This window comes from Mycobacterium marinum, assembly GCF_003391395.1.
Lineage (GTDB): Bacteria > Actinomycetota > Actinomycetes > Mycobacteriales > Mycobacteriaceae > Mycobacterium > Mycobacterium marinum.
In genome coordinates this window covers 1,474,580-1,487,032 of the sequence record NZ_CP024190.1, presented here as the reverse complement: position 1 = coordinate 1,487,032, position 12,453 = coordinate 1,474,580, and the positions used below count along the sequence as shown (strand labels likewise).

The 12,453-nt window shown below is 67.4% G+C and carries 11 protein-coding genes; 6 read left to right on the top strand and 5 right to left on the bottom strand.

The features are described 5' to 3' along the window. Nucleotides 1–15 precede the first annotated feature (15 nt). On the top strand, nt 16–1,602 hold the full coding sequence (locus CCUG20998_RS06185; protein ID WP_020732129.1) for an Eco57I restriction-modification methylase domain-containing protein: 1,587 nt from the start codon (nt 16–18) through the stop codon (nt 1,600–1,602). Continuing rightward, nucleotides 1,599–2,147 (top strand): NUDIX hydrolase, encoded by a 549-nt coding sequence (locus CCUG20998_RS06180; protein WP_020732128.1) that lies wholly within the window; start codon nt 1,599–1,601, stop codon nt 2,145–2,147. The genes CCUG20998_RS06185 and CCUG20998_RS06180 overlap by 4 nt, the downstream gene beginning before the upstream one ends. 28 nt (nt 2,148–2,175) lie before the next feature. Here CCUG20998_RS06180 and manB read toward each other — a convergent pair whose 3' ends face one another. Genes manB through rfbD form a run of 3 tightly spaced genes read right to left on the bottom strand, consistent with a single transcriptional unit; the run spans nt 2,176 to nt 5,057 of the window. Continuing rightward, on the bottom strand, nt 2,176–3,252 hold the full coding sequence (manB, locus tag CCUG20998_RS06175) for a mannose-1-phosphate guanylyltransferase (RefSeq protein ID WP_011740556.1): 1,077 nt from the start codon (nt 3,250–3,252) through the stop codon (nt 2,176–2,178). Between the two features lies 1 nt (nt 3,253). After that, entirely contained in the window at nt 3,254–4,138 is an 885-nt protein-coding gene (locus tag CCUG20998_RS06170) for a glycosyltransferase family 2 protein (RefSeq protein ID WP_012393148.1), read from the bottom strand. Further along, nucleotides 4,131–5,057, bottom strand: coding sequence for a dTDP-4-dehydrorhamnose reductase (gene rfbD / locus CCUG20998_RS06165; RefSeq protein WP_036457376.1), 927 nt, complete (start codon nt 5,055–5,057; stop codon nt 4,131–4,133). Before rfbD ends, CCUG20998_RS06170 begins: the two co-directional genes overlap by 8 nt. A 67-nt stretch (nt 5,058–5,124) precedes the next feature. Here rfbD and CCUG20998_RS06160 point away from each other — a divergent pair, with 67 nt between their 5' ends. From CCUG20998_RS06160 to ctpC, 4 genes are all read left to right on the top strand, one after another. After that, nucleotides 5,125–6,582: an LCP family protein gene (locus tag CCUG20998_RS06160; protein ID WP_012393146.1), complete on the top strand. Its 1,458-nt coding sequence runs from the start codon at nt 5,125–5,127 to the stop codon at nt 6,580–6,582. Beyond that, nucleotides 6,570–7,292, top strand: coding sequence for a TIGR03089 family protein (locus CCUG20998_RS06155; RefSeq protein WP_020732125.1), 723 nt, complete (start codon nt 6,570–6,572; stop codon nt 7,290–7,292). The genes CCUG20998_RS06160 and CCUG20998_RS06155 overlap by 13 nt, the downstream gene beginning before the upstream one ends. Before the next feature lie 115 nt (nt 7,293–7,407). After that, nucleotides 7,408–7,686, top strand: a complete 279-nt coding sequence (locus tag CCUG20998_RS06150; RefSeq protein ID WP_011740561.1) for a DUF1490 family protein — start codon at nt 7,408–7,410, stop codon at nt 7,684–7,686. Nucleotides 7,687–7,695: 9 nt separating this feature from the next. Further along, nucleotides 7,696–9,894, top strand: coding sequence for a manganese-exporting P-type ATPase CtpC (gene ctpC, locus CCUG20998_RS06145; protein ID WP_020732123.1), 2,199 nt, complete (start codon nt 7,696–7,698; stop codon nt 9,892–9,894). Nucleotides 9,895–9,937: 43 nt separating this feature from the next. On the opposite strand, the gene CCUG20998_RS06140 is transcribed toward ctpC, so the two are convergent. Both CCUG20998_RS06140 and CCUG20998_RS06135 read right to left on the bottom strand, forming a co-directional pair. Beyond that, the gene (locus CCUG20998_RS06140; protein ID WP_020732122.1) at nt 9,938–10,639 is read right to left on the bottom strand and encodes a cation diffusion facilitator family transporter; all 702 of its coding nucleotides are present in this window, start codon (nt 10,637–10,639) and stop codon (nt 9,938–9,940) included. A gap of 78 nt (nt 10,640–10,717) precedes the next feature. Further along, entirely contained in the window at nt 10,718–12,424 is a 1,707-nt protein-coding gene (locus tag CCUG20998_RS06135; protein WP_036457373.1) for a CocE/NonD family hydrolase, read from the bottom strand. Between the last annotated feature and the right edge of the window lie 29 nt (nt 12,425–12,453).

Below are 12,453 nucleotides of genomic sequence, written 5' to 3'. Positions count from 1 at the left end.
ACGATACTTGGCGCAATGAAGACGTTCGCGGGCAAGACCGCCGCGTCTGCTGACAAGGTCCGCGGCGGCTACTACACCCCGGCGCCGGTAGCCCGATTTCTGGCGCGCTGGGTCGGCCGGGCCGGGGCGAAGATCCTGGAGCCATCGTGCGGCGACGGCCGGATCCTGGCCGAGCTGGCCGCGGCCAGTGGCAGCGCCCGGGGTGTGGAGCTCATCGCGGACGAAGCGGCCAAGGCTCGACGGTTCGCGCCCGTCGACAATACGAACCTGTTCACCTGGCTGGACGAGTCAGCGACCGGCCGCTGGGACGGGGTGGCCGGCAACCCGCCCTACATCAGGTTCGGAAACTGGCCGGCCGACCAACGAGACCCGGCTTTGGAACTCATGCGACAGGTCGGACTGAACCCCACCAGATTGACCAACGCATGGGTACCGTTCGTTGTGGCGAGCACCATCGTGGTGCGCGACGGCGGACGAGTGGGTCTGGTGCTACCCGCCGAACTGCTTCAGGTCGGCTACGCCGGTCAATTACGCGAATTCTTGCTGGACCGGTTCCGGGAAATCACCTTGGTGACCTTCGACCGGTTGGTATTCGATGGAGTCTTGCAGGAAGTTGTTTTGTTCTGTGGTGTCGTAGGCAGTGACGCCGCGCAGATCCGCACGGTCAACCTCGGCGACGCCGACGCGCTTGCGACCGCTGATCTTGACGTCGAGCCCGCGGCCGCGCTGCTGCACGAAAATGAGAAGTGGACAAAATACTTTCTTGACCCCCGTCAAATTCAGACAATGCGGGCGCTCAAACAATGCGATGCGCTGATCCGGCTGGGCGCGGTGGCCGATGTGAATGTGGGCATCGTGACGGGCCGCAACAGCTTCTTCACTTTCACCGACACCGTGGCCCACCAATTGGGGCTGGCGGCACATTGCGTGCCGCTGGTTTCCCGCAGCGCGCAGTTGCGTGGTCTGGTCTACGACCCGAACTGCCGGGCAAGCGATATCGCCGCCGATCATCGGACCTGGTTGCTCGACGCTCCCGCCGATCCGGCCGACCCAGCGCTGATCGCGCACATCGACGCCGGCGAGGCGGCTGGTGTCCACCTGGGCTACAAGTGCTCGATCCGCAAGCCGTGGTGGAGCACACCGTCGCTGTGGGTCCCAGATTTGTTCATGCTGCGCCAAATCCATCGGACGCCGCGTCTGAGCGTCAATTCCGCGGCGGCAACCAGCACCGACACGGTGCATCGAGTCCGGATCAAGACGGCAGGGCCCCGGGTCGACCCGACGGCCCTGGCCGTGGCGTTCCACAACAGCGTGACATTCGCCTTCGCCGAGATCATGGGCCGCAGCTACGGAGGAGGCATCTTGGAACTGGAACCCCGTGAGGCCGAGCTACTTCCGATTCCCCCGCCTACCCATGCCGGTGCCGAGCTGGCCACCGATCTGGACCTGCTGCTCAAGGCCGATGAGATCGACAAGGCGCTGGACCTGGTGGACCGACATGTGCTGATCGGCGAACTGGACATGGGTCCAGACGCCGTGGCGCGATGCCGCTCGGCCTGGATGACGCTGCGTGATCGCCGGATCAAACGGGGATCACGATGAAGGTTGCCCCCGTCGGTGTTCGAGAGTCCGCGATCGCGATGCTGTCGCAGTGGCGGGCCCCGGACCCGGCCCAGGACTCGCTACGTCATGCCGTGCTGGCCTTCCTGCACGCCCGCGCCGATGCGTGTCTGCGCGAGTGCGAAGCCGGTCATATCACCGCGTCGACGCTGGTGCTCGACGAGCGTGGCCACGTGCTGCTCACCCTGCATCCGCGGCTGGGCCGTTGGGTGCAGCTGGGCGGGCACTGCGAGGACGACGATGACATCGTCGCCGCGGCATTGCGGGAAGCGACCGAAGAATCCGGCATCGACGACCTGCTCATCGACCCCGAATTGGTGGCCGTGCATGTCCACCCGGTGACCTGCTCACTGGGAGTGCCGACACGTCATCTCGACCTGCAGTTCGTGGCGCGTGCGCCGGCCGGGGCGCAAATAACGGTAAGCGAGGAATCCGACGATCTGCAGTGGTGGCCGCCGGATGCGTTGCCGCCAGGCACCGATCACGCGCTGCGGTACCTGGTCGACCGCGCGGCGGAGAGGGCCTGACACCGACCGCAGCCTGGGCGGCCGGCGATCACACGTCCGACGAGTAGCGGATGCCGCCGTCGGGAATGGAGACGCCCGGCCAGACGCGGGCGCCGCGCAGCAACTCGCAGCGCGCGCCGATGTCGGCGCCATCGCCGATCACGCCGTCGCGGACCAGCGCACGCGGGCCGATGCGCGCGCCGAAGCCGATGATCGATCGTTCGATCACACTGCCCGCCTCGACTTTGACGCCATCGAAGATGACGGCGCCGTCCAGCCGGACACCGGGTCCGATCTCGGCGCCTCGGCCCACCACGGTGCCGCCGATCAGCACCGCGCCGGGAGCAATCGCCGCGCCGTCGTGTACCAGTTGTTCGCCACGCTGGCCCTGTAGCGCCGGGGAAGGCGCGATCCCGCGCACCAGATCCGCCGAGCCGCGCACGAAGTCCTCCGGCGTGCCCATGTCCCGCCAGTAGGTGGCATCGACGTAGCCGTAGATCTTGATGTCGGGGTCGGACAGCAACGAGGGGAACACCTCGCGTTCCACCGATACCTCACGGCCCCGGGGAATCCGGTCGATGATCTCGCGCTTGAAGACATAGCAGCCGGCGTTGATCTGGTCGGTGGGCGGATCCTGCGTCTTTTCCAAGAACGCCGTGACCCGGCCGTCCTCGGTGGGCACGCAGCCGAATGCCCGGGGGTCGCCCACCCGCACCAGGTGCAGGGTGACGTCGGCCTGATTCTGGTGGTGATAGTCGAGCAGCTGGCCCAAATCCGCACCGGAGAGCACATCGCCGTTGAACACCATCACGGTGTCGTGGTGCAGCTTTCCGGCGACGTTGACGATGCCGCCACCGGTCCCCAACGGCTTGTCTTCGGTGACGTAGTCGATCTGCAGGCCCAGCTTGGATCCGTCGCCGAACTCGGCCTCGAACACCCCGGCCTGATACGACGTGCTCAACACCACGTGTTCGATCCCCGCCGCGGCGATGCGCGAGAGCAGGTGGGTGAGAAACGGCAGCCCAGCCGTGGGCAGCATGGGCTTGGGTGCGGACAGGGTGAGCGGGCGCAGCCTGGTGCCCTTACCACCAACCAGGACCACCGCGTCGACGCCGTTGGTTGCCAAGTCAGTGCCGCCCTTCTACCAGCTTTCGGCGCGAACTGCGCACCATCAGACGGGAGCGTACCGCCAGCGATCCTCGCAAAGTCCAGCGCAATGGGGCCCGCCACCAGCCGGCATGGCGATCCGCCAGGAAAATGTAGGTGCTTCGGTGGTGTGCCGCCAGGTGATTCGCCGGATCGCGTCCGGTGGAGTGGCCTTTGTGGTGCAGCACTTCCGCCGACGGCACATAGACGCTGAGCCAGCCAGCCTGGCCCAGCCGGTCGCCGAGGTCCACGTCTTCCATATACATGAAGTAGCGCTCGTCGAAACCGCCGATCTGGCGGAACGCGGAGCGGCGCACCAATAGGCACGAACCCGATAGCCAGCCCACCGGCCGTTCGCTGGGCTCGAGGTGTTCCTGGCGATAGGCCTTGGTCCAGGGATTGCGGGGCCATACCGGCCCGAGCACCGCGTGCATACCGCCGCGGACCAGGCTGGGCAGATGGCGCGCCGACGGGTACACCGATCCATCGGGATCGCGGATCAGCGGGCCCAACGCCCCGGCCTGGGGCCAGCGCTCGACGGCCTCGAGCAGCGCGTCGATGCTGCCCGGCCCCCACTGCACGTCCGGGTTGGCCACGATCAGCCAGTCGTCTGGCTCCGGTTGTTCGGTGAGTTGGGCGACGGCCCGGTTCACCGCGGTGCCGTACCCGAGGTTGGCCCCGGTGTGGAAGATCCGCACGTTGGGGTAGCGCTCGACGGCCGCCTGAGGTGTTCCGTCGGTGGAGCCGTTGTCGGCCAGCAGCACACTTACCGGACGGTCGGTGGCCAGCGACAAAGACGCCAAGAAGCGCTCCAAGTGGGGGCCCGGCGAGTAGGTCACCGCCACGACCGGCAGGACGTCAGTCACTCGTCGAGGGTACCGGTCGACCGGCCAACGCCCGGTCCGAAGCCGCGGCCAACGCGGCGACCAGGGCACTGCGCCACGGACGCAGCGGAGTCAGGCCTGCTGCGGCCCACTGCCGCCCGCCCAGCGCGGAGTAGCCCGGCCGCACCGCCGGCCGGGGGAACTGTGCGGTGCTGACCGGGCGCACCCGCTGCGGATCGGTGCCGCATTCCTCGAACACCGCGCGGGCCAACCCGAACCGCGAGACCGCGCCCCCGTTGGCGGCGTGCAGCAGGCGCCCGCGCACGCCGGCATCGGCCACTTCCAGCAGCGCGGCCGCCAAGTCGGCCACATAGGTCGGTGACCCGGTTTGGTCGTCCACCACATCCACCGGACCCTCTCCAGCGGCCAGTCGGCGCATGATGGCGACGAAATCACTGCCCGTCCCGCCGGTATAGACCCAGGCCGACCGCACCACGACGGCATCGGGCAGGGCCGCCAGCACCGCCTGCTCACCGGCCAACTTGCTGCGCGCGTACACGCCCTGTGGCGCCGTTTTGTCGCCGGGCTCGTAGGGTTGCGGCTGCGCCCCGTCGGGCAGATCAGCGTGATCACCATCGAATACGTAGTCGGTGGAGACGTGAATCAACGCCGCACCGGCGCGCGCACAGGCCTTGGCGAGATTTTCCGGGCCGGTGGCGTTGACGGCGTAGGCGCGAGCCTCGTCACTTTCCGCGCTGTCGACGTCGGTGTAGGCAGCGCAGTTGATCACGACATCACCGGTTCCGATGATCTCCCCGGTGGCCGCGGCGTCGGTGATGTCCCATTCCGATGACGTTTTTGCCAACACATCACGGCCCGCACGCACCGCCTGGGCAGCCAAAACACCGCCGAGCTGCCCCGCTGCGCCGGTGATAACCAGCCTCTCTGACCTGCCAACCATGCGTTCGAGTCTGGCACGCCGGAGCGGGCTAACAGGAAAGCGGCTGTTACACAAGTAACCTACAGTGATGCCTGTGCAACGTGTGGTTCGTGCGGTCGCTACCGCATTGGCCGTCGTGGTCGTCCTGGGCACCGGTTTGGCGTGGACCAACGTCCGGTCCTTCGAAGGCGGCATCTTCCACATGTCCGCACCCTCGCTGGGACACGGCGCCGACGACGGAGCGATCGACATTCTGTTGGTCGGCCTCGACAGCCGTACCGATGCCCACGGCAATCCGCTGACGCCCGAGGAATTGGCGACCCTGCGGGCCGGCGACGAGGAAGCCACCAACACCGACACGATCATCCTGGTCCGGATCCCCAACAACGGGAGGTCGGCCACCGCGATATCGATCCCGCGCGATTCCTATGTCCAGGCCCCCGGCCTGGGCAAGACCAAGATCAACGGCGTCTACGGCCAGACCAGGGAGACCAAGCGGGCCGGCCTGGTCCAGGCCGGCGCCTCGGCGGCGGAAGCCGCGGCCGCGGGTACCGAGGCCGGTCGCGAGGCGCTGATCAAGACCGTTGCCGACCTCACCGGTGTCACCGTCGATCACTACGCCGAGATCGGCCTGCTGGGTTTCGCGTTGATCACCGATGCGCTCGGTGGCGTCGATGTCTGCCTCAACGGGCCCGTCTACGAACCGCTTTCGGGAGCGGATTTTCCGGCCGGGCGACAGAAACTCACCGGCCCGCAGGCACTGGCCTTCGTGCGTCAGCGCCACGAGCTGCCCCGAGGCGACCTGGACCGGGTGGTGCGTCAGCAAGCGGTGATGGCCTCACTGGCCCACCGGGTCATCTCCGGCAAGACACTGTCCAGCCCGACGACGGTGCGGCGCCTGGAACAAGCCGTGCAGCGCTCGGTGGTGCTGTCTTCCGGCTGGAACATCATTGACTTCGTCCAACAGCTACAACAGCTGACCGGCGGCAACGTCGCCTTCGCCACCATCCCGGTGCTCGACGGGTCCGGCTGGAGCGACGACGGCATGCAAAGCGTGGTCCGCGTCGACCCGCACCAGGTTGCCGACTGGGTCGGCAGCCTGCTCAACGAGCAGAACGAAGGCAAGACCGCGGAACTCGCGTACGCGCCCGCCAAGACCACCGCCGACGTGGTCAACGACACCGACATCAACGGACTGGCGGCGGCGGTGTCAGATGTGTTGAGCGCAAAAGGGTTTACCACCGGTTCGGTCGGCAACAACGAGGCCGGCCATGTCAAGCTCAGCCAGGTTCGCGCCGCCACCACCGACGATCTGGGAGCACAGCAGGTCGCCAAGGAATTGGGCGGCCTACCGGTGGTCGCCGACACGTCGATACCGAGCGGATCCGTTCGGGTGGTGCTGTCCAACGACTACAGCGGCCCGGGCTCCGGACTGGGCGGCGCGATGGCTCCCGCGCATGCCTCCAACCCCGGGTACTCCGACACCGCTCCCCCGCCGTCGCCGATCCTGACCGCCGGATCAGATCAGCCGGAGTGCATCAACTGAGCACGCTCAGCGCGGCGATCCTCGACCCGATGCTGCGGGCCGATCCCGTCGGCCCCCGAATCACCTATTACGACGATGCCACCGGCGAGCGCATCGAACTGTCGGCGGTGACACTGGCCAACTGGGCCGCCAAGACCGCCAACCTGCTGCGCGACGAACTGGCCGCCGGGCCGCAAAGCCGGGTCGCGATTCTGCTGCCGGCCCATTGGCAGACCGCTGCGGTGCTGTTCGGGGTGTGGTGGATCGGGGCCGAAGTGGTGCTCGACGGTGCGGCCGACGTCGCGCTGTGCACCGCGGGGCGCCTCGATGAAGCCGACAGTGCCGTGCAGGACGCGGCCGGCGAGGTGGCGGTGCTGTCACTGGACCCGTTCGGCCGCCCCGCTCCCGACCTACCGGTGGGCGTCACCGACTACGCGACCTCGGTGCGGGTGCACGGCGACCAGATCAGTCCCGAACGGCGGCCCGGACCGGCGCTGGCCGGCCGATCGGTCGAGCAAGTGCTGCGCGAGTGCGCCGAGTCGGCGACGGCGCGGCACCTGACGGCGGCCGACCGGGTGCTGTCCACCGGTACCTGGACCAGCCCCGGTGAGTTGGTGGATCACCTGTTGGCAATTCTGTCCGTGGGCGCGTCGTTGGTGCAGGTAGCCAACCCCGATCCGGCGGCCATGCAGCGCCGGATCGAGATGGAAAAGGTGTCGCGCGTCTTGTGATCCGGCGCGTGATCAGCGCCGCACTCGGCACGCCCAATACATGTTGATATCGCGATATTTAGATGTTAGCGTCGAGGGCCCAAGGCGAGAACACGACGGAAGGTAGGTTCAGGTAATGGTGGCGTACGGATTGTTCGCGAAGCTAGGCACACTCGTGGTCCACGGTGTGGTCGGGGCGGCGGCCTATGACGTGGTCCGCAAGGCCGCGAAGAAGGCACCACTGCGCCAGACCGCGGTGTCGGCAGCGGAGCTGAGCTTGCGCGGAACCCGCAAGGCCGAAGAGGCCGCGGAGTCGGCCCGGCTCAAGATTTCCGACGTGATGTCCGAGGCCCGCGAACGCATTGGTGAAGAGGCGCCCACCCCCGCCGTCGGCGCGCACGACCACGACCACTGATCCGGCGACATGACCCTAGCGATCGTTAAAGAGGTCCCAGCAGGTGCGGACGGTGACGACACCACCGACCTGGTCGTACTTTCCGACGCGGCCGGACGCATGCGTGTCCGGGCGGACTGGGTACGCGGCAATTCCCGGCGCGCGGTAGCCGTCGAAGAGGCCGTCGCCAAGCAGGACGGGGTACGGGTCGTCCACGCCTACCCGCGCACCGGGTCGGTCGTGGTGTGGTACTCACCGCGACGTTGTGATCGCGCCGCGGTACTGGAAGCGATCGGCGGCGCCAAGCACGTTGCCGCCGAACTGATCCCGGCGCGCGCACCCCACTCGACCGAGATCCGCAACACCGATGTGCTGCGCATGGTGATCGGTGGAGCGGCACTGGCGCTGCTGGGCGTTCGCCGGTATGTGTTCGCGCGCCCACCACTGCTGGGGCCGAGCGGGAGGATGGTGGCCAGCGGCGTCACCATCTTCACCGGCTATCCCTTCCTGCGCGGCGCCCTGCGCTCCTTGCGCTCCGGCAAGGCCGGCACCGACGCGCTGGTCTCGGCGGCCACGATCGCCAGCCTCATCCTGCGGGAAAACGTCGTCGCGCTCACCGTGCTGTGGCTGCTCAATATCGGTGAGTACCTGCAGGATCTAACCCTGCGCCGGACCCGGCGCGCCATCTCGGAGCTACTGCGCGGCAACCAGGACACCGCCTGGATCCGGCTGACCGACGGCCCCGAGGCAGGAACCGAGGTCCAGGTACCGATCGACAGTGTGCAGATCGGCGACGAGGTCGTCGTGCACGATCACGTTGCCATCCCGGTCGACGGTGAAGTGGTCGACGGTGAGGCCATCGTCAACCAGTCGGCGATCACCGGGGAAAACCTGCCGGTCAGCGTCGTGGCCGGCGCGACCGTGCACGCCGGATCCGTCGTGGTACGCGGGCGCCTGGTGGTGCGTGCGCAGGCGGTCGGCAGCCAGACCACGATCGGGCGGATCATCACCAGGGTCGAAGAAGCCCAGAACGACCGGGCACCGATTCAAACGGTGGGCGAGAACTTCTCTCGCCGCTTCGTGCCCACCTCGTTCATCGTCTCGGCCATCACCTTGTTGGTCACCGGGGATGTCCGGCGCGCGATGACGATGCTGTTGATCGCGTGCCCATGCGCGGTAGGCCTGTCCACCCCGACCGCGATCAGCGCCGCCATCGGCAACGGCGCCCGGCGCGGCATCCTGATCAAGGGCGGATCGCACCTCGAACAGGCCGGCCGGGTCGACGCAATCGTGTTCGACAAGACCGGAACCCTCACCGTGGGACGTCCGGTGGTCACCAACATTATTGCGATGCACAAGGATTGGGAGCCCGAGCAGGTTCTGGCCTACGCCGCCAGCTCGGAAATCCACTCCCGTCACCCACTGGCCGAGGCGGTGATCCGTTCGACCGAGGAACGCCGCATCAGCATCCCGCCGCACGAGGAGTGCGAGGTCCTGGTGGGGCTGGGCATGCGAACCTGGGCCGACGGCCGGACCCTGCTGCTCGGCAGCCCATCGCTGCTCGAGTCGGAGCAGGTCAAGGTATCCAAGAAGGCATCGGAATGGGTCGGCAAGCTGCGGCAACAGGCCGAAACACCGCTGCTGCTCGCCGTGGACGGCACGCTGGTCGGGCTGATCAGCCTGCGCGACGAAGTGCGGCCCGAGGCCGCCGAGGTGCTGACCAAGTTGCGGGACAACGGAGTTCGCCGGATCGTCATGCTCACCGGGGATCACCCCGACATCGCCAAAGTCGTCGCCGAAGAGCTGGGGATCGACGAATGGCGCGCCGAGGTGATGCCCGAGGACAAGCTCGAAGTGGTGCGGGACCTACAGGACGAGGGCTACGTGGTCGGCATGGTCGGTGACGGCATCAACGATGCCCCGGCACTGGCCGCCGCCGATATCGGAATCGCGATGGGCCTGGCCGGAACCGACGTCGCCGTGGAGACCGCCGATGTGGCGCTGGCCAACGACGATCTGCATCGGCTGCTCGACGTCCGCGATCTCGGTGGGCGGGCAGTCGACGTGATCCGACAGAACTACGGTATGTCGATCGCCGTCAATGCCGCCGGACTGCTGATCGGTGCGGGCGGAGCGCTCTCACCGGTGCTGGCCGCGATCCTGCACAACGCGTCCTCAGTGGCGGTGGTAGCCAACAGCTCCCGGCTGATCCGGTACCGCCTGGAGTGAGGCCTCGATGCTCGGGTAAGGCCTCGGATCGGCGAGGCCTTACTCAGCAGCCGCAGTCCTGGCCGCGCCAGGCTCTGACACCCTGCCAGACGGCTATGCCGGCGATGACGAGCCCGATCCCCGGGTCGATCCACCAGCCGCCGGGCCAGGCCGCGGTGATCGCAAGCCCAAGCAACACCCCGGCGGCTTGGCCCGCGCACAGATAGTTCTGGGTGCCTTCACCTTCGGTGGCCCCGGACTGCAAGAGCACACCCAGCTTGTGATTGGCCCGGCCGAGGATGGGCATGACGACCAAAGCGAAGGCCGTCAACCCGATTCCGATCACCGAGGTGCCAACCTCGTGCTTGTCGGTGAGGTGGCGAATGGATTCCGCGGCAACCAGCGGGGCAACCAACCAGAAAGACACGGCGACACCACGTTGGGCGCGGCGCTCGGCGGTCTCCGACAACGTGCGTGAACCGGTGAACCGCCACAACACCATTGCGCTGGCCAGCCCTTCGGATGCGCCACCGAGGGCCCATCCGGTCAATGCGACGGACCCGACGGCAACGCCCTCCCACACCCCGACAGCACCCTCGGTGACCAATACGGCCAAGCTGATCCAGGCCAGCCGGCGCGCCCATCGAACGCCCTGCTGCCAGGCCGCATCGCCGGAGTGCCCGGTATGCGCCGGTGCCGTGGACACATCGCAGCAGGCGTCGCCGGCCAAGTCACCTACCTTGCCGACCGAACCGGAAGAGTTCATCAGGCGATGGTAGGTCAAGTTTCTGTGACCCTCGGACAGGTTGGCGCGCGGCGCGGTTGAGCTGGGCGGTAGTAATTCTCAGGCTGGGGCGTTGTCGCCGGAGCCGATCACCGGGACCCGTAACCGTGCCGGCCGGTCCGCTCCCCAGTGCAGGGTGCAGCGCGCCGGCGGGCTGGGCGCGTACAGGGCGGGAAAACTTCCGTAGAGCGGATTGCGCGGGGCAAGCTGGCGACCGGCGATGACCAGCCGGATGCGATCGCCGTGGCGAAAGGCGGTTGCTGATGGGCCCAATGCGAGTTCGACGGGAACAACCTCACCCGGCGACAGCGGCTGGGAGTGTGCGAAAGTGTGCACCGGCTCGTATGGCGTCGACTGCTCGACATCGAGTTCTCGCAGCGATACGCGTTGCCACCCGGTGGTGATCCGGTCCCGACCGTAACCGTAGGACCCTTCAAACGAAACCCATTTGTTGCCAACCCATTTCTCAACGCCGGCAAACAACGCGACATCGTCGGCACCCTCGACTGACACCCACAGCGCCAAACTCATCGGACCGGTGAGCTCGAGATCTGCCACCACGGGAAGGGTGAATGCCGCTGCGCGCCTGCGAGTGTGGAAGCTGACCGATCCCTCGGCCGCCGGGGGCTCATGGTCCAACACACCGTCGTCGGCCAGGTAGAGGTCGCGCCAGTCGGTGTTTTCCAGTGGCCATTGCCGCTCGGCGCGAGTCTCCGCGATGACGTCGCCCCGCTCGCGCACCTCGAGCCGAACCCGGGGCGGTTTGGGCACATCAAGGTGTTTGAGATAGAGGTCGAAGAAGGCGAGCTGGGCCTGGCGGGCCTCGGGGCTGTAGAAGGTCGTCCACTTGCCGCCCCGGTGGGTGTAGGCGAACTTGTCTTCGGCACCGACCTTTTCGAATGCCCGGAAAGAACCGCGCCCATGCAGGTTGTTATCCGAAAAGCTGGCGCAGACCAGCATCGGGACCTCGATCCGGCCGAGGTCGGGCACCAGGGACTGCCACCACTGATCACGCAGCGGGTGCACCCGGCGCTGCGCGCCGATGTCCTCGGTCACCCGCATCACATGCTTGGTGCCGGTCTGCCAGACTCGCGAGAAGCCCTTTTCCGCCACTCCCCCGGGGTTGAACATGTCCCGGTACGCATCGGTGAACCCCTCCCAGGGGCAAATCGCCTTGAGGCTCGGCGGTCCTAACGCGGCGGCCTTGAACTGTGCCATCGCCAGGTAGGACACGCCCGCCATGCCGACGCTGCCACTGGACCAGGGCGCGGCGCCGGCCCACTCGATCAGGTCGTAGACGTCCTCGGCTTCTTGGTCGGACATCAACGCCCCGGCGCCATCGGATGTCCCGGCGCCGCGGATGTCGGCGTTGACGACGGCATAGCCATGGGCCAGCCACCAGACCGGATCGGGCGCCTCCCAGCTGGTCTCGCTCGAGATCTCCACCTGGCCGGGCTGGCGCAGGATCCTGAACTGCGGATTGATGCCCCAGCCCCACCATCTGCGCTTGGGCAGCCGGTCCTTGCCGTACGGATGAGCCGCCAGGATGACGGGAAACGGGCCCGAACCGGGGGGACGGTAGACGTTGACCCGGAGCACCACACCATCGCGCATCCGAACGGAAACGTCGCGGTCCACCACCAGGTCCGGCGGCGCCGCCGACACCCTCACCGGCGGCCGCAGGATTGCCCGTACCCGAGCCGCCGCGTAGCGGACAACCCCGGCCCGCCGCCATGGACGGTCGTAGATTGGATTTCGCGTCGGCACGATAACTCCTGTTCACGTTCAAACTTGAG